Origin of the sequence: Niallia sp. RD1, from assembly GCF_024219955.1 — a bacterium.
GTDB lineage: Bacteria > Bacillota > Bacilli > Bacillales > Cytobacillaceae > Niallia > Niallia alba.
The window spans coordinates 2119741-2137982 of sequence record NZ_CP100420.1 but is presented as its reverse complement, the minus strand read 5'-3'; the positions used below and the strand labels follow the sequence as shown (position 1 = coordinate 2137982).

At 36.1% G+C, this 18242-nt stretch carries 12 protein-coding genes; 5 read left to right on the top strand and 7 right to left on the bottom strand.

Features of this window, described 5'->3' with window-relative positions; translation table 11 throughout:
* Positions 1 to 29: 29 nt before the first annotated feature.
* The 5 genes from NKG37_RS10175 to NKG37_RS10155 all read right to left on the bottom strand — a co-directional run bounded on the left by NKG37_RS10175 (position 30) and on the right by NKG37_RS10155 (position 5850).
* Complete coding sequence (locus NKG37_RS10175) at positions 30 to 1235, bottom strand: amidohydrolase (protein ID WP_169187846.1); 1206 nt, start codon at positions 1233 to 1235, stop codon at positions 30 to 32.
* Between the two features lie 620 nt (positions 1236 to 1855).
* Positions 1856 to 2578 carry an amino acid ABC transporter ATP-binding protein gene (locus NKG37_RS10170; RefSeq protein WP_169187845.1) on the bottom strand — a complete coding sequence of 241 codons (723 nt, stop codon included), beginning with the start codon at positions 2576 to 2578 and terminating at the stop codon, positions 1856 to 1858.
* Positions 2575 to 3231: an amino acid ABC transporter permease gene (locus tag NKG37_RS10165; RefSeq protein WP_169187844.1), complete on the bottom strand. Its 657-nt coding sequence runs from the start codon at positions 3229 to 3231 to the stop codon at positions 2575 to 2577. The genes NKG37_RS10170 and NKG37_RS10165 overlap by 4 nt, the downstream gene beginning before the upstream one ends.
* A 181-nt stretch (positions 3232 to 3412) precedes the next feature.
* Positions 3413 to 4222, bottom strand: a complete 810-nt coding sequence (locus NKG37_RS10160; protein ID WP_016202251.1) for a basic amino acid ABC transporter substrate-binding protein — start codon at positions 4220 to 4222, stop codon at positions 3413 to 3415.
* A 281-nt stretch (positions 4223 to 4503) separates the two neighbouring features.
* Positions 4504 to 5850: an aspartate kinase gene (locus tag NKG37_RS10155; protein WP_169187843.1), complete on the bottom strand. Its 1347-nt coding sequence runs from the start codon at positions 5848 to 5850 to the stop codon at positions 4504 to 4506.
* A gap of 453 nt (positions 5851 to 6303) precedes the next feature.
* Here NKG37_RS10155 and NKG37_RS10150 point away from each other — a divergent pair, with 453 nt between their 5' ends.
* The 5 genes from NKG37_RS10150 (at position 6304) to NKG37_RS10130 (ending at position 11862) form a co-directional block, all read left to right on the top strand.
* Positions 6304 to 7521, top strand: a complete 1218-nt coding sequence (locus NKG37_RS10150; RefSeq protein WP_016202249.1) for an MFS transporter — start codon at positions 6304 to 6306, stop codon at positions 7519 to 7521.
* Between the two features lie 90 nt (positions 7522 to 7611).
* Positions 7612 to 7848, top strand: coding sequence for a hypothetical protein (locus NKG37_RS10145; RefSeq protein WP_016202248.1), 237 nt, complete (start codon positions 7612 to 7614; stop codon positions 7846 to 7848).
* A 235-nt stretch (positions 7849 to 8083) separates the two neighbouring features.
* Positions 8084 to 8809: an AzlC family ABC transporter permease gene (locus NKG37_RS10140; RefSeq protein WP_016202247.1), complete on the top strand. Its 726-nt coding sequence runs from the start codon at positions 8084 to 8086 to the stop codon at positions 8807 to 8809.
* Positions 8806 to 9132: an AzlD domain-containing protein gene (locus tag NKG37_RS10135; RefSeq protein WP_016202246.1), complete on the top strand. Its 327-nt coding sequence runs from the start codon at positions 8806 to 8808 to the stop codon at positions 9130 to 9132. Before NKG37_RS10140 ends, NKG37_RS10135 begins: the two co-directional genes overlap by 4 nt.
* A gap of 1080 nt (positions 9133 to 10212) precedes the next feature.
* Positions 10213 to 11862, top strand: a complete 1650-nt coding sequence (locus NKG37_RS10130; protein WP_169187842.1) for a glutamine--tRNA ligase/YqeY domain fusion protein — start codon at positions 10213 to 10215, stop codon at positions 11860 to 11862.
* Positions 11863 to 11941: 79 nt separating this feature from the next.
* Here the strand turns inward: NKG37_RS10130 and NKG37_RS10125 are convergent, their stop codons facing one another.
* A complete protein-coding gene (locus NKG37_RS10125) occupies positions 11942 to 14662 on the bottom strand; it encodes a tetratricopeptide repeat protein (RefSeq protein ID WP_224428322.1) in 2721 nt (906 codons plus the stop codon).
* Positions 14663 to 15152: 490 nt separating this feature from the next.
* Complete coding sequence (locus NKG37_RS10120) at positions 15153 to 17864, bottom strand: PBP1A family penicillin-binding protein (protein ID WP_224428321.1); 2712 nt, start codon at positions 17862 to 17864, stop codon at positions 15153 to 15155.
* Positions 17865 to 18242: the final 378 nt, after the last annotated feature.

Below are 18242 nucleotides of genomic sequence, written 5' to 3'. Positions count from 1 at the left end.
TCCCATTAATTTTGAAAATGCCATTTTTCTTACAAAACTGGTTCAGCAAGATTTTCTTTTACTTGTAACGATACATAATTATCGACAATGCTCAAGAATGCTTTTCCCGCATAAATCATTGCTCTTTCATCAAAATCAAACATTGGATGATGGTGAGGATAAGCTTTTCCCTGTGCTACCTTTGCTCCTGTATGAAAAAACATTCCAGGCTTTTCGAGTAAATAATAGGAGAAATCCTCCGCTCCCATAATTGGCACAGAACGCACTAACATGTCCTTATCTAGTGTATCTTCAATTACCTTTTCAAAAACCTCTACTTCTTCCTCATGATTATAAACAGCAGGATAGCCCTTAATATAATTAATCTCACATGTAGCTTGCATACTTTCACACATTTCGTTGGCCATTAATTTTATTTCTTCTTCCATAAATAAACGTAAATCTGTATCCAGCGTTCTTACAGTTCCAGTCATCACCGCTTTATCGGCTATAACGTTTTTAGCATTTCCACCATGGAAGGATCCAACAGACAATACAACTGGGTTTAATGGGTCCACACGCCTGCTAGCGATATATTGCAACTGGCTAACTAACGCAGTACCAATAGCTATCGCATCTACTGTTTCATGAGGAGCAGAGCCATGTCCGCCCTTTCCTTTAATCGTAATTTCAAAAGCATCTGCTGCTGCTTGAGAATATCCTGGTTTATAATAATATTTCCCTAATTCATTTAGAGAAGAAAGATGAGCACCATAAACGACATCTACATCTTTTAAACAATCATCTTCAATCATCGCTTTTGCTCCACCTGGAGACAACTCTTCAGCATGCTGATGAAGTAAGACAATATTCCCTGCAATACTTTCCCTATTATCTTGAAGGACTTTAGCCACTGCTAATAAAGTAGCTGTATGCCCATCATGCCCACATGCATGCATTACACCTGGTACCTTCGATTTATACGGTGCATCCTTTCCATCCTGGATTGGCAATGCATCAAAATCAGCTCTTAATGCAATTGTTTTACCAGGTTTTCCACCATAAATCTTCCCAACAACTCCTCTACCACCAACATTTCTCCTTACCTCAATACCGAATCCTTCTAAAATTTCAGCAATCATCCTTGGTGTTTCCACCTCTTGGAAAGATAGTTCCGGATACTGATGAAAATGTCTTCTCCATTCAACCATTTGATCAAACATCTCGGCTAATTCACTATGCCATTTTTTTAACATACTACCCCTCCTAATAAATTTGCATATAAATAAGGAATACTTCTTGGGAAGTTAAGAAAAAAAGCTGCTTTCACTATATCCCTTAGTTGTAATTTCTTTTATAGTAACGGTAATTTTCAGCAATGTATAATAAGTATTTTTAATCATCAAAATATTCAGAATAAATTACGTTGCTAATACTTTTTCGATAAATCAAGATATATATTGATTGTTATCGTTTACAAATCTATTTTTCCTGTCTTCAAAAATGCTTCCTTCTTCCTGCTAAAAAAACGTGAAACTCCTCTAACAAGTGGAGTTTCACGTTTTTGCAGTTTGTCGACAAAAAGATTTTTAGAAACTTACATTGAATTTTCATGCGTTGCTTGGAGTGGAAGGGGGGAGACTCCTGTGGGATTAGCGAGACAGTCTGAGACCCTGCAGGCTAAAAGCCGAAGCGGCTCAGCGCGAGCCCCACGGAAAGCGAACCCCTGGAGCGGAAAGTCAACATCCCTATTCAAAGGGACTAATAAATATACTATAGACAAACCTCTATATCTAAAATTCAGGAGTTTGTCTACAGTCTGAAAAAACATGAAACTCCTCTAACAAGTGGAGTTTCACGTTTTTGTTGGTATATTCTATAAGACCTTACCTAAAAAGGAGATTGTTCGCTCCTCCTTAGGACTTATAAATAACTCTATTGGCGCATTTTCTTCGACAATATATCCTCCATCCATGAAAATAACACGGTCGCCAACCTCTCTTGCAAACCCCATTTCATGGGTTACAACAATCATTGTCATTCCTTCCTTTGCAAGATTCTTCATAACCTCTAATACCTCTCCTACCATTTCTGGATCAAGCGCAGATGTTGGCTCATCAAATAACATAATACTTGGTTCCATAGCGAGAGCTCTCGCTATAGCAACACGCTGTTTTTGCCCACCAGAAAGCGAATCTGGATATACATTTGCTTTATCCTCTAATCCTACTTTCTTCAATAATTCTAATGCTTTTTTCTGAGCGTTTTCTTTCGAAATTTTCTTCACCTTCATTGGTGAAAGCATAATATTTTGAAGAACTGTTTTATGTGGAAATAAATTAAACTGCTGAAAAACCATCCCCACATCTTTTCGTACTTCATTAATATTTGTGGACTTATCAATGATATTCTTTCCTTTAATATGAATCGTCCCGTCTGTAATACTTTCTAATAAATTGATGCATCGCAAAAAGGTAGACTTACCTGACCCAGAAGGACCAATAATCACGACTACTTCCTGTGGATGAATAGTTACACTAATATCTTTTAAGACTTCATTAGAACCAAAAGACTTTTTTAATTTATCAACAACAATCATTCTGTTTTCAACCTTCTTTCCAAACGAGTTAAGAAGAAGCTTAATGTTAATGTTAACACGAGATAGATTACAGCTACCGTTAAATAAGGCTCCCAAACTCGGTTATATTGCCCCATCATTAGTCTTGCATAATACATCAATTCTGGAGCAGCAATAACAGCTGCTAAAGAAGAATCTTTAATTAACACGACAAATTCATTACCAAGGGGCGGAATCATTCGTTTAAAGGACTGTGGTAGAATAATATACCGCATGGACTGTACATGTGTCATTCCTAAAGATCTTCCAGCTTCCATCTGACCACGGTCAATAGACTCTATCCCCGCTCGGAAAATCTCTGCAATATACGCAGCAGCATTTAGCGATAATGCAACAATGGCGGCTATCATCGCATTTGTTGTATTTAAAAATAACGGGATAAAGCCAAAGTGAATAATTAAGATTTGTACAAAAAGAGGAGTACCACGAAAAACAGCAATGTAGCAGTGAAAAGGAAAAGCAATCCATTGATTTTTTGCTATTTTTCCAAGACCAATTAATAATCCTAAAATCGTCCCAAACACAATCGCATATAAGGATAATTGAATGGTTACTAATATACCTTTTTTAAATAAGTCTGCATATTCCAAAATAATCGTAAAATTAAAATCCATAACCTCGCCTCCAAACAACAATATGACTGACACTTGTTAGAAAACTGCCTCTTTTCTCGAAAAAAGAGCACCCAGAAGGGACATTCCCTCACTAAGATACAATCTGGAAGAAAAATTGTGCTCCCTCATTGTCAAAGCGGGTAATGCCCATTTGAGTACCCTTCCTCATATGCGATATTCTCTATTGTTGTGCTTTTAAATTATCAATGTCAGGCTCTTGGCCAAACCATTTTTGATAAATTTCTGTATATTTTCCATTATCTAAAATAGCATTAAGACCTTTGCTTAAATCGTCTACAATGTCACTATCTTTTGGAAACATGAAGCCATAGTATTCTGATTCAAATCCTTCTTTATCCTCAATTACCGTAAAGTTATCTTGCGGATTATTTTTAGCATAAGCCTCTAGTACTGCATTATCTGCCACTACAGCATCTGCGCCTTTGTTTTTCATTTCTAAAATAGCCAAATTATTATTTTCGAACTTTTTTACTTGTTTATTGCCATTTCCTAAAAGTGCATCGACTGCATCTGCACCTGTTGTCCCAGATTGAACTGCAACTGTCTTATCAGCTAAATCAGCAGCTTTTTCAATATCTGTACCTTCTGGCGCTAAAATTTTATTGGTGCTTTCAAAATACGGAACAGAGAAATCATAGGACTTAAGACGGTCATCATTTATCGTAATCGCTGATAAACCAACATCTGCTGTGCCATTTTCTAATTCCGCAAATACTGGATCCCAACCAACATTGACAATTTCAAAATCATAGCCAGCTTCTTCCGCTGCTGCAGTAAAAACATCTACATCAAAGCCGATAATCTTGTCTTTATCCATGTATTCAAATGGTGCATAAGCCGCGTCTGTAACTACTCTCAGTTTCTTTTTGCCATCTCCATCACTATTTGCTTTTTCAGAACTTGTCCCACAAGCTGCTAAAACAAGAAAAATGGACATAAATAAAGCAAATACCATTCCTTTTTTCTTCAAATTTAAATCCCCCTCTTTTGATGTAAAACCCTATATTTATACAATATAGAATTTTCTAACAATATAAGATAAAAAAATATTTCTGCTTACTATCTTCTATTAAAGCTTCTAACTTTTGTAATGCATTTATTATAACTTTTTGTTTATTTATATACAAGAAAACTTTTTAAAATTTCTTAACATTCTAATTATTGACACAAACCATAAAAAAAGAAGTTTATTTTCCTAACTCTTATTAGAAAATGAACTTCTCTTTTATTTATAAATTGTTGAAATAATTCTTACTGAAAAAACTCTTCATAAAGTGCTTTAACTGCTTTTTTAACAACCGTTTCTTTTACACCAAACATCATGCTTACTTCAGATGATCCTTGATTAATCATTTCGATATTTACACCTGCTTCGGCAAGTGCTTTGGATGCTCGGGCATTTGTGCCAATATTACGTCGCATTCCTTCTCCTACGAGCATTATAAGTGCCAAATCATGTTCAACTTTTATTTCTTCTACCTGCAGTTCTTCTGAAATTCTTGCCAAAATCTCTTGTTCACTTTTTCCTGTCAATTGATGTTGACGGAAAACGATTGTTAAATCATCAATTCCAGACGGCATATGTTCATAAGAAATATGATATTCCTCTAAAATCGAGAGAACTTTCCTAGCAAAGCCTACTTCTCGATTCATTAAGTATTTACTAATATAAATGGAACAAAATCCTTTATCGTTGGCAATACCAATTACCGGTCCATTGGTATTATTTCTAGAAGCAACAATTCTTGTTCCTGGTGCAGAGGGATTATTTGTGTTTCTTACTTGAACAGGAATCCCTGCACGGTATGCTGGAATTAAGGCTTCGGCATGGAATACAGAGAATCCAGCATAAGATAATTCACGCATCTCGCGATAAGTTAACTCCTTAATTTCCTTTGGCTGCTTAACAACGGAAGGATTAACGGAGTAAACAGCATCTACATCAGTAAAGTTTTCATATAAATCTGCTTTTACACCATTAGCGAGAATCGCTCCAGTAATATCTGATCCACTTCTGGAAAAAGTAACTACATCGCCCGCTTCGCTGTACCCAAAAAACCCTGGAAATACGATTATTCGCTTCTCTTCTCTTAAGGAATATAATCGGTCATAGGATCCAGGAAGCACTTGAGCATTTCCAGGATCATCACTTACTATTAAACCTGCCTCTTTGGGACTAACGTATATTGCCTCCAATCCTCTGGCTTTAAAAAAATGCGCGACTAATTTAGCATTATTATCTTCTCCACTTGCCTTCATTGCTTCCATAAATGAATCTTTATTAGAAGAAGTAGTTATTAAATCTAATAAGTCGTTTTTAATATTTGTTATAATATCACTCGATAAGTCCAATTCTTTGGCTATACTAGCATACCGTTCTAATACTCCCTCTAAATAAGGAGAAGGTCCGCTTCCTTTTAATACCGCTTTCGCACATTGTATTAATAAATCAGTAACCTTCGTATCAGAATCATACCTTTTTCCAGGAGCAGATACGACGACTACCCTTCTTTCCTTATCTGTCTTTACTATTTGCAACACTTTTTCCAATTGATTTCCTGTAGCTAAAGAACTACCCCCAAATTTGACAACCTTCATTTCGACAACTCCCACTAATCATTAAATAGTAATAATTTTCAAAATTGTTTACTATTGTTATTATCACTATTCCATAATAAATAATCAAGTGCTTTCCTTTCTAAAAATACATTTGTTTTCTCAGAAAGAACAACATGTGATTTATTTTGATAAAAGTAACTTTATCTTCATGTGGTAATTAATGTTAATCTAACTTTTTATAAATAGCTACAAACGTTTAGAATAAAGACTTTTATAGAAAAATCAACACCTATTTAGATTTGACTGTTAGAAAAGAACACTCCAAAATGCTTTCTTTTATGTAAATTTTACGTTAAACTAATATTTAGTTAATCGAAACTTATTGTGTAATCTCTAACAATCTCCTCATCCCTCCTTTTGCCTTCTCTATCCATACTAGATGGAGGAGACCTTAAACAATTTCTACTATATTAGAAAGAAGTGTTTTACAAAATGGAAAACCAAAAATATTCAAAACGAAATTTAGGAATCATGTGGTTTGCCAACTTTTTTATAAGTGCCTGCATGACCATGGTTCTCCCCTTTTTATCGCTTTATATTGATTCATTTGGTCAATATTCATCAGAATTTGTGCAACATTGGTCAGGGCTTTGTTTTTCTGTCACCTTTGTAGCAGCTTTCTTATTTTCACCCATATGGGGAAAAATTGGCGATAAATTTGGCAGAAAAACGATCCTGATTATTTTAGCAATCGGTTTAGGTATTTCGATATTTCTTATGAGCTTTGCCAATTCCGTATGGGAAGTCTTTATTCTTCGCTTTTTCACTGGATTTTTCACAGGATTTATTCCCATGTCACAAGCGTTTATTTCCACTCAAACTCCCAAAAAAGTTGCTGGTAAAGTATTAGGAACATTACAGACAGGAAGTATTACGGGAGCATTGATTGGCCCATTACTTGGAGGAGTTTTAGCAGATAGCTTTGGCTATGCAGCGACTTTCCGATTTACTTCTCTTGCAATCTTTATATCTGCAATTCTAGTATTTACTACAAAAGAGTTTGTTCTACCTGTTCAAAAGGGTACAAAAAGCAGCTATACAAGTAAAGAAGTATTGGCCTATATTCTTAAAAATCCCGTATTCATTACCGTGCTTCTTATCTCAGCCTTTATTCAAATTGCCCATTTCAGCATCCAGCCTATTCTGTCTTTATATGTCAGTGAACTGCATGGTCCCGAGAATATCGCGTTTTTCGCCGGCTTAGCTTTCTCAGCTGCAGGGTTAGGTAACTTACTTATGGCAAGAAAATGGGGAGAAATGGGGGATCGGTCTGGTCACCTGAAAGTACTTGTTATTCTCTTATTTATTGCTGGGATTATTTATTTCCCTGGTGGTTTTGTTAACCAATACTGGCAGCTATTGATTATCCGCTTTATTCTCGGTGTAGCAATTGGGGGAATGGTTCCTGTACGGGTTGCCTATATACGGCAAGAAGTTCCCATTGCCATGCAAGGAGAAGTAATGGGATATGAAACAAGCCTTCGTTTTCTCGGTAATATTATTGGTCCTGCCCTTGGTGGAGTAATCGCAGGTAACTTCGGTTTCTCCATGGTATTCTTTTCAACCAGTATTCTCTTATTAGCAAGTGGTATCTTCCTATTTTCAATGATGCACCGTCATCCTAAATTATCTAAACAATCGATTTCTTAACGAGAAATTATAGTGTAAATCGTAACATCTCCCTCCTTTATGATGTATAATTAAAGAGTAAAAATGATTGTCATCAAAAGGAGGCTAACTATGGCTAAATCAACGGCAAGAAAGAAACGAGAAAAAGTATTGCGAGAAAATGGGTTCGATACAACCATGCGAAGAGGAACGTGGGGAACCATCGTCCCAATTACGAAAAAAACAAAAACAAAGCAGGAAAGATTAACACGAAAAGAAAAAAAATATAAACAAAACCATTCTTCTGGATATGATGAGAATGGTTTTTATTTTTGGCTGTTTTCTAAAAGATTGTTGTTTTTTCAATAGGAGAAAAGAATAAGTTGGAAAAAATAGAGCAGCTGATGGTTAGTTGAACAATCGAACCTTTCCGGACAGTAAGACTCCCACCTATCTTCTTCTTGAGGAGGGAGTCTTACTGTCCGTTAAAAGTGGAATAATCAGAAATATCCCTCCCTACTATCCTCATAGTAAGACATTGCCTAAACTTTTACGTCCTTATATAATATAGGCAATTACTAATTTGCGATAAAGGGGATTGACCGTGGAAAGTATTAAAGTAGAAGAACAAGAAGAGCTGCACACCCTCTCCTATTTAGATGGAGTGAAAGACTGTATTCCAACATTGCTTGGCTATATTAGCATTGGTCTCGCAATGGGAGTAGTCGGCGTATCATCCGGTTTATCTATCCTGCATGTTTTCCTGCTTGCCACATTTGTTTATGCAGGGGCTTCCCAGTTTATTATTTGTGCGATGATTGCAACATCAAGTCCAATTAGCGCTATTATTCTTACAACATTTATTGTAAATTTGCGCCACTTGTTGTTAAGCTCAGCACTAGCACCTAAATTCACACAATATTCTATACAGAAAAACATTGGCATTGGAAGTCTTGTAACAGATGAATCATTTGGAGTAGCTATTACCAAAATAGCCAGAAAAGAGCCAATTAATGATCGATGGATGAACGGCCTAAATCTTACTGCCTACCTTGTTTGGATTGCAGCTTGTACAGTCGGAGGGTATATTGGAGGCTGGTTCCCCGATCCTGAACAATTCGGATTGGATTATGCTTTGCCAGCTATGTTTATTGCTTTATTGATTTTGCAATTACAAACAATTGAACCTACTAAACTGAAACACTATTTATTGTTAATCACGTTGATGATTATCTGCATGCTTACTTTCTCTACTTTTTTATCAAGCAGCTTAAGTGTCATTCTTTCAACAATCATTGTTGCTACAATTGGGGTGGTGACAGATAAATGATTAGCAATACTAGTTTTTTTCTTTTATTGATTGGTTGTACACTTGTAACGTTTATTCCGAGAGTAATCCCATTTTTAGTTGCACGCAATTTTACTATTTCCGCATCTGTGGAAAAATGGCTTTCCTATCTTCCTGTATGCATTTTTACCGGTTTAATCGTAGAAAGTCTTTTAGAAACTGGCGGAAGCAATAGTATTAGCATTAATTGGGAAGCGCTTCTTGCAACGATTCCTACGATTATTGTTGCTTTTCTTAGTAAAAGTTTATTAACTACCGTATTATTCGGAGTTGTATGTATGGCTGTTGTGAGATTGGTATTGTAGCTATTTTGTAAAATGAGGCTGGGACATAAGTATTCCAGTCAAGGATAATTCCGAACAATTATACGAAGATGCTAATGAATGTTCCGTATAATTGTTCGGGCTTTTATTTGTTTTTCAAAGGATGTTTCCATGAAGTTTGGTGCGATTCCCCGCAGCCGGAATACACTTCGCTTTCCATGGGGCTCGCGCTGAGCCGCGGTCTGCCTGTGGCCTGCAGGGTCTCAGACTGTCTCGCTAATCCCATAGGAGTCTTCGTGTATTCCGGCTGCTCTGTTTTTCCAACTAATTATATTTCCTCTTGTAAAAAGTATGCGAAAGCAGCCGCTATTTACTAGCTATATTAGAAATTGTTCGTCTTTACAGAGTATCTATTTAGTTATGTCCCATCCTCTTTTTATTTTGATGAACGCTCTTTTTTTTTTTCTGGCTCCTTCCTTATCAACTTTCATCTTGTTTATGAACACCACTTTTCTCTCTTGCTCCTCCTTTTTCGGCTTTCATCCACCTTATGAACACCACTTTTCTCTCTTGCTCCTCCTTTTTTGGCTTTCATCCACCTTATGAACTCCACTTTTCTCTCTTGCTCCCCCTTTTTCGGCTTTCATCCACCTTATGAACTCCACTTTTCTCTCTTGCTCCTCCTTTTTCGGCTTTCATCCACCTTATGAACACCACTTTTCTCTCTTGCTCCTCCTTTTTCGGCTTTCATCCACCTTATGAACACCACTTTTCTTTCTTGCTCCTCCTTTTTTGGCTTTCATCCACCTTATGAACACCACTTTTCTTTCTTCCCCCTCCTTTTTTGGCTTTCATCCACCATATGAACAATCCTCACTACCTAATAAAATGGATAACTTTACCAAAAACCTCCATAACCTGACAAGAAACCATCCAAATCAATAAAAATTAACAAATTTATTGTACTTTCGTTTCCTTTCTATGAAGTTTATAATAAAATATTGGTTATATTATTGATATAATCATACTAAGATCGTTTGGATATTTTCCTTATAGACGAATGGCTAGGCATAATACTAAATTCTAAAAGTATTCATACATATTAGAAAGGTGGCTATAATCTTGGAGATTGGCTCTAATTTTATAAAAAACATCATGAAAGAAGATCTAGAAACAGGAAAGCATGATACCGTCATTACCCGCTTTCCTCCAGAACCAAATGGATATTTGCACATTGGTCACGCTAAGTCGATTTTTATTAATTTTGGACTAGCAGATGAATTTGGAGGTAAAACTAACTTACGCTTTGACGATACAAATCCTTTAAAAGAGGACATTGAATATGTAAACTCTATTAAAGAAGATGTTGAATGGCTCGGATACGAATGGGAAAATCTTCTTTTTGCTTCTGACTATTTTGAAGAAATGTACAACCGTGCAGTTCTGTTAATAAAAAAAGGACTAGCTTATGTAGATGATTTATCTGCTGATGAAATTCGCGAATACCGTGGCACATTAACAGAGCCTGGAAAAGAAAGCCCTTATCGCACTCGTTCGATTGAAGAAAATCTTCAATTATTTGAAGCAATGCGCAATGGCGAATTCGGAAATGGGGAAAAGGTTCTTCGTGCAAAAATTGATATGGCTTCTCCTAATATTAACTTAAGAGATCCCGTTATCTACCGTATTGCACATGCAACTCATCATAATACAGGAGATCAATGGTGTATTTATCCAATGTACGCATTTGCTCATCCATTAGAGGATGCAATGGAAGGAGTAACACATTCTCTTTGTACAACAGAGTTTGAAGACCAACGTCCACTCTATGATTGGGTTGTACGTGAATGTGAGATGGAAAGCACCCCACAACAAATCGAATTTGGCCGTTTAAATATTACCAATACCGTAATGAGTAAACGTAAATTAAAGCTCCTTGTAGATGAAAAATATGTAGATGGTTGGGATGATCCACGTATGCCTACTATCTCTGGTTTAAGAAGAAAAGGGGTAACACCTGAAGCTATCCGTAATTTCTGTATGGAATTAGGAATCTCAAAAGGCTCTGGAGCAGTTGACTCTGCAATGCTTGATCACTTTGTTCGTGAAGATTTAAAGTTAAAGGCTCCTCGTACAATGGGTGTTCTAAATCCGTTAAAAGTAGTCATTACTAACTATCCAGAAGGTCAAGTGGAAATGTTAGATGCTGAAATCAATCCAGAAAACCCAGAGATGGGTATTAGACAAATTCCATTCTCTCGTGAGATTTATATTGAACAAGAAGACTTTATGGAGAATCCTCCGAAAAAGTACTTCCGCCTATTTCCTGGTAATGAAGTACGTTTAAAGCATGCTTACTTTATTAAGTGTGAAGAAATTATAAAAGATGAAGAAGGAAATGTAATCGAGTTACACTGTACGTATGATAAAGAAACGAAAAGTGGATCTGGATTTACAGGCAGAAAAGTAAAAGGAACATTGCACTGGGTAGAAGCATCTCAAGCGATACCTGCCGAGTTCCGCTTATTCGAACCACTTATTACAGACGAAAATGAAGAAATGGAAGAAGGTAAAACTTTCTTGGATTATGTAAATCCAAATTCTCTTGAAGTGATTCAAGGCTTCATTGAGCCAAATATGAAGGATGTTAAACCACAAGATAAATTCCAATTCTTCCGTCATGGATATTTTAATGTGGATCCAAAATATACAACTCCTGAAAAGCCAGTATTTAACCGCATCGTTTCCTTGAAAAGTTCATTTAAACTGTAATAATTTACACCAGTAGGACAACAAGAAAGGGAGCAGAGTAATCGATATATCGACTATTCTGCTCCCTTTTTTTATTGCCTTACATCCATGTCGTCACTGGCTTTGATGTATTGGCAAGCCAATCGTACTGTAGTAAGCGTAATTCAAATAATTTCAATGGGTCATGGAACATTTCTGGGTTATTCTTTAATCGTTCTAATAAATCCTTGTATTCTTCAATATCCTTTGTTTTTTCTTCTGCAAATTGCTCTAGTGTTACTTTTGGACGGATAAAGAACATTCTAATATCATTTTCCAATCCTTTTTCATAGAAATCAAAATGCTGTAAAACAGCTGTCGAAACAGATGATGCTACTTCAGAAAAATCCTCTGTTTCAAGGTATTTTTGATATCTAGACTGAAGCATTTTATTATTTTGTTGAATCGCACCAAGCAGCTTTCCAGCACTCTTTAAAAATACTTGTGATGCATTAAAACGATTGAAAATATTTAATGGCTCGATCCGAAGTCCGCTTGATAATCGGCGTGCATCTCTTTTCCAATCTTCTATAATCACAAAGTCACAGGATAGCTCTAAAGGATGCTCTTTGTAAATTCCATTAAATCCTTCACTTAGCTCATGAAGAAATAGTTGGCCATCTTCTAATTGTTTATGAGAGGCTTGAATCCACTCCTCAATGCTACGATGAATGCGTGGTGATAATGTATCATTAATATACTGATTTACACGTTTATTCATCTCTTCATTAAGAGAAACATGCATCTTACTATAATCACTATCTTCTTTTACAAAGTCTTTGCAGCCTTTTAAAATAGCTGGAATCTCGTTCTTAATGGCCTCTTGTGTTTCCGTTTTAATTTCATCAAACTGCTTTGTAATTAATTCATTTTTAGCAGCTTCCATATCGATCAGTTGATTTTTAGCTCCAGTCAGCTTACTAACCATTTCCTCGTATATTCGAAGAGACGCTTTTAAACTATCTTCCATATCCAAGCGTTTATCCAATAGATTGGTAATTAAATCTTGAATAATAGAAATACAGCTTTGCAGTCGTTCTTCGTTCATATTTCTGCCTGTAAAATGGTTTTGATAGTAACGACTAACTTCATCTAATTGAACTTCTCTATCCTCTTGCTTGGAATAAATAAAGATTTTGCTATCTGGAAAATAATGCTGAATAGCAGACGTTGCCTTCTGCAAACGTTTTGCTGCTACTTTTTCATTATCGAGATCATCGATATAAATTAAAAATTGAAGCGTTAAAAATGGTGATTTTTCCTTCCATTGCTTTAACTGTTCATATTCATTATAAGAAAAAACGGATCGTTCATTAATAACAAATAAGAGACTATCAGCAAGCATTGCATAATCTGCATAAGACGCATTTTCAACAAAAGGAGCAGTTGTCACTGTCCATCTATTTTGGTTTAAATAATGTGAAGGAGTGTCTAATTGAAATACTCTCGGACTTTCTTGTTGAACTAGTAGTTCCTTATAGAAATTTGTGAGTGTATCAATTGATTTTAAACCAGAATTAGTTACTTCGTTAATTTCAAGATAATCGTTATCTTTTACCGTTAGAATTGCATTTGCATCTTCCGCTAGAATGGTTTCGCCTACAAGCTCATTAATATATGCATTCACTCCACTGCCAGCTGAGCCCACCATTAATAATTGATAATGATCCGTTGGCAGAAAATCTTGTACCTTTTGAGTAAACTTTTTATCAAGTGGAATATCATGTTTCTCAGCCCACGTGATAATAGATTCAAATAAATTCATAAATTGCTGGAATGATACATTCGTTTCAGTTGTTTCATTAATTACCATCTCTGCTTTCGCTACAACAGAATGTTCAATCGACTGTTTAAACATTTCATTCCAAGCTAAAACTGCAGATCCTGCTTCTACAACCTGTTGTCCAGTTGAAGATAAGAAATAATTAGCTAAAAGCGCTGGAACGATTTCTTGCACTTCTTTAATAGAATAACTGCCACTAATTAAATAAGCATACGCTCTTTGCAAAATATGCGCTAATCCTTCTTCCGCTTCACTAGGCACTGGTTCATAGATGCTATTGAATACAGTTACCCATGTTAGATAGTGGGGAGTATCTTGATAGTTTTTCCATAATGATATGGCTAATCTTTCAAAAGTAGCAAAATCTATCTCTTGCAGATTTTTCAAACTTTCCATAAAGTACGCAGGCTCAAACTGCTGGATAACACCTAAATTGCTATAATGAATCAAGGCATCATACCATTTCAATCCATCTGTTCTTTTTCCTTCGTTAACAGCAAGTTCGACTGCCTTTTCCCAATTTTGCTGCTCCTCATAATAGGATTTTGCAATAGTTGGTATATTGGCATAATCCGGATTAGTAGCAACTAGATTATTGATAATTCCTAAAGCCATTTCATGATTCCCTTTTTGGAAATATAAAGAAAACAGCTGAAGAGATATTTCTGTTTGTAAAAGCTCTGAATCTGTTACGATTGATTTATAAAAGCTTTCAGCAGTAGAATATTCCTCTAATTCCAAATAAGCATCTGCAAGATTTTTTTTTGCCCATGGTTCTAATTCATTACTAATGTTTTCCCATTTAAAAATAGCTGCTTCATAGTCATGGTATTGAAAATATAATTCGCCTTGTGCAAAGCGGATGGAAGTTAAATCAGGAACATTCTTTCTTTGTTCTGCTATATATAATTGTCCTAAAACCTCAATTGGCGACTCATCTCTATCTTTTAAATATCCTTCATAATACGTCTTTTCAATTAATTTTTTTTCTAATGTCATAACTTCCCCCTGCTATTCATTTAGAGTGTTTTTTTACCATTTCTAAATAATATATTTATGCTCAACTATCATCATTATGTCTTATGTAGGGCTATCCTTCATTGTAGCAAACTAGATTATTTCATGGATTTCGAAACTGATTCAATCTCTTTACAATATAATAACAGTCAAGTGATCCTTCTAAAATGTTAGGTATTCCTACCTGTTTTTCTTGTTTGAGTTAAGTTTTCACAATAGGAATGCAGAATGTTCACTCTTGTATAATGACACTATTATCTTTAGATTACTGATTATTATTCCCTTCCTCTAGTGCCAATCGTACCTTTCTTCCCTGTTTTTTCCGCTTCTTTATTTATCCGAAAAAAAAAGTTTCTTGCATCTTAAGACCTATCTCAAAATCTTTTTCTGGATCTTTATTGGATATAAACGGAATATGAAAAAAAGAAAATGATCAACCATTGGAGAGCTGGTGACCATTTTCTTATTAAACTTATGGAGTTGTACCATTCACAGCATTTGAATCAGGATGGATAATGTCACCAAGCCCATTATCATCTCCGCTTCCGTCCCATCCCCCAGGATCAGGAGTCGGATTAACTGTAACAGATGTAGACACCGCTTCACTAGAACCTATTTCATTTGTGGCAGTTACCGTAATAATATACGTTTGTCCAGGCTGAGGCCCCATCAATGTGGCTTGTAGTTCTGACGTCGGTGCTAAGGTTTGCAGGATTCCATTAACCGTAAAAGAAACAATGTATTGGATATTTTCACCTTCCTTACTAGGTTGCCAATGAATCAAAATGCTATTTGATGCTTGATCATAAGTTGCTTGTAGATTACTTGGACTGTTTGGTGCTTTAGCTTGTTCCTCAACTGTGATGGAAGTTGAAGCTATATCACTTTTTACACCTTCTACAATTGCCACAACTGTAAAGGCATATTCTTTTCCCTTTTCAGGATTTGGAAGGACGACGCTTTTATCCTTTGTAGATGTTAAGTTTGTTGTTTTTCCATCTACTGTATAAGAAACTTCAAAGCTTGTTTCAAAACCACTAAAAGGAGAGTGATTCCATGATAATTGAATTTGATTTGCTTCTTCATCATAAATGGCGCCAAAATCGGTTGGTGTCGCAGGTTTTGGTGGTTGTGGTTTCTCTCCACCCTTTACGTAATACTCCATTCCCAATTTCCCAACACTGTCCGGTTGCTTAAATCGATCTTGACTTGTCGCCGCCTTCGACATTATCGCTTTGAAAACGAGTAAGGACAGGTCGTCCGTTGTGCTATTTAAATAGTCACTCGAAGATGTCGTTTTATCAAACCCAGTCCATACGGCTCCAGTATATTGTGGAGTATACCCTACAAACCACGCATCCCTTACAGCATTTTTTGGTAAGCTATATTTTGTAACGGTTTGTTCATCAAAGTTCGTCGTTCCGGTTTTTCCAGCAAGGTCTATACTAGAAATATTCGCTTTCGCTCCTGTACCTGAATGGACTACTGACCGTAACATATCGGTTACTAAGAAAGCTGTATAATCTGCCATTACTTTTTTCTCAGCCGGTGTTAATTTCTCAACACGCCCATCTGAATAGACAATTTTTGTTACGGTATGGGGTTCCCTATAGTAACCACCATTACCGAAAGCAGAGTAGGCACCGGCCATCACAAGTGGAGAAGCCGCATCTATTCCACCAATGGAGTTTGCCTCATTTCCTTTTTGTTCATCTGAAATCGGGAAGCCTAGACTTCTAGCAAATTCAGTTGCAGCATCTACGCCAACTTCTTGAAACGTTTTTAATGCTGGTATATTACGTGACCAAACAAGGTGATCTCGAATCGTCTTACTTCCTGCATAGGTACGACTTGCATTTCGTATCAGCGTCCCATCGCTGTAATGATATTCTTCATCTTTTATCATGTGCCCTGTTGACCATTTGAATTTTTCAATGGCAGGTCCATAGTCAAGTATCGGTTTAATCGTCGAACCAGGCTGACGTTTCATCATAGTGGCATAATTATAGGAATTAATTTGAAAATTTCTCCCACCACCAATGGCTTTAATTTCTCCTGTTTGTGTATCGGTAATTACTACAGCTGTTTGAAGCTTCTCATTATCTGGAAAGCTTACATAATCACTGGTTGACAGTACATCTTCTGTTAATTGTTGTATGTCCGGATCGATAGTTGTATAAATTTCTAATCCATCTTCAAAAATATTCGCATTTGTCTTTTCTTGTACCTCCTTTAAAACACTATTCACAAATGCCTCATATTTATTTGCTTTCGGCTTCTGAATGTTTAACGTCTCTTCGATGGGGATACTTTGTGCTTCTGTCATTTCTGATTTGGAAATATAACCATGTCTATTCATATAGTTAAGAACCATATTTCTTCGTGTTTCTGCCCGTTCAAGATTGTCTTCAACGGTTGGCATGTATCGATTCGGACTTTGTGGAATTCCCGCTAATAGCGCAGCTTGTTCAAGTGTTAATTGATCTAATTCGTCCAAATTCAGCCCAAAGAAACGCTCAGATGCTTTTGCTACTCCATATACATCTCCACCGTATAGGTTTTTGTTGAAATACATTTCTAGAATTTGTTCTTTAGTGAAGCGGCGTTCTAATTGAATTGCCATGTACCATTCCTGGATTTTTCTTGTTGGTGTTTGCTCAATCGATAGAAAGGAATTTTTCACCAGCTGCTGGGTAATAGTACTTCCACCACCACTTTCTAGCGATCTTGTCGTAATGACTTTAAAGATTGCAACCAATGTTCGTTTTACATCGATTCCATGATGCTTGTAGAAACGAGCATCCTCGGTTGCTAAAACAGCATCCTTTAATACCTCTGGAATTTGTTCAATTCCGATATCATCACGTTTTTCTGCCCCTACCTCGGCGATGACTGTTTTTCCATCACTAGCAAATAAGCTAGAGGATAAAGGGTTTTTTAATAATGTTTCATCAAACTTCGGAGCATCTTTAATAATCAAGATAATTGCTCCCACTCCAATCAAAAAGAGCACAATCCCAACGATAAGGCTAAAATATAAGAACTTTTTCCAAAATCTTTTCTTTGGTTTCTGATTCTTTGATGAACGTTGTTCTTCTTGTATTTTTTTCCTTCGCTCAACGCGAGAATGATTATTTTCAGTCATTCGAGTAACTGCTAATGAAATATAAAGTGAAACTTCCATCAGTGGGTTTTTCCTTCATCCCCCACTGATGGTTAGTTGAACCAATCGGACCTTTACGGACAGTTGATTTCCCCCCTATCTTCCTCGTATACTCATATGCTTGAGTGGGAGACTTACTGTCCGTTAAGAGTGGGATAAACTAATCGATTTTGTCTATATTCACTTTCTTAATAGCAGGTTTTTCACCTCATTTTCCAATTTTTTTATGATTTAGTAGCGAGAATAGGCTCCATTCTAATTTATTTGTCTTTTGTTTCTCTGTCTTAGTGTTATAGATTATTGCTTTAAAAATTCGTTTAAAATGAGATTTTTCCGATTTGTAAATCATACCCACCAACCAGTTTTTTTGATATGATAAAAGAGAAGAATTCTTTTTGA

Excerpts from the sequence above, each read along its gene's own strand:
- NKG37_RS10170 (WP_169187845.1), bottom strand. The coding sequence starts at position 2,578 with ATGATTGTTGTTGATAAATTAAAAAAGTCTTTTGGTTCTAATGAAGTC.
- NKG37_RS10175 (WP_169187846.1), bottom strand. The coding sequence starts at position 1,235 with ATGTTAAAAAAATGGCATAGTGAATTAGCCGAGATGTTTGATCAAATG.
- NKG37_RS10145 (WP_016202248.1), top strand. The coding sequence starts at position 7,612 with ATGGCTAAATCAACGGCAAGAAAGAAACGAGAAAAAGTATTGCGAGAA.
- NKG37_RS10125 (WP_224428322.1), bottom strand. The coding sequence starts at position 14,662 with ATGACATTAGAAAAAAAATTAATTGAAAAGACGTATTATGAAGGATAT.
- NKG37_RS10150 (WP_016202249.1), top strand. The coding sequence starts at position 6,304 with ATGGAAAACCAAAAATATTCAAAACGAAATTTAGGAATCATGTGGTTT.
- NKG37_RS10165 (WP_169187844.1), bottom strand. The coding sequence starts at position 3,231 with ATGGATTTTAATTTTACGATTATTTTGGAATATGCAGACTTATTTAAA.
- NKG37_RS10135 (WP_016202246.1), top strand. The coding sequence starts at position 8,806 with ATGATTAGCAATACTAGTTTTTTTCTTTTATTGATTGGTTGTACACTT.
- NKG37_RS10120 (WP_224428321.1), bottom strand. The coding sequence starts at position 17,864 with ATGGAAGTTTCACTTTATATTTCATTAGCAGTTACTCGAATGACTGAA.
- NKG37_RS10155 (WP_169187843.1), bottom strand. The coding sequence starts at position 5,850 with ATGAAGGTTGTCAAATTTGGGGGTAGTTCTTTAGCTACAGGAAATCAA.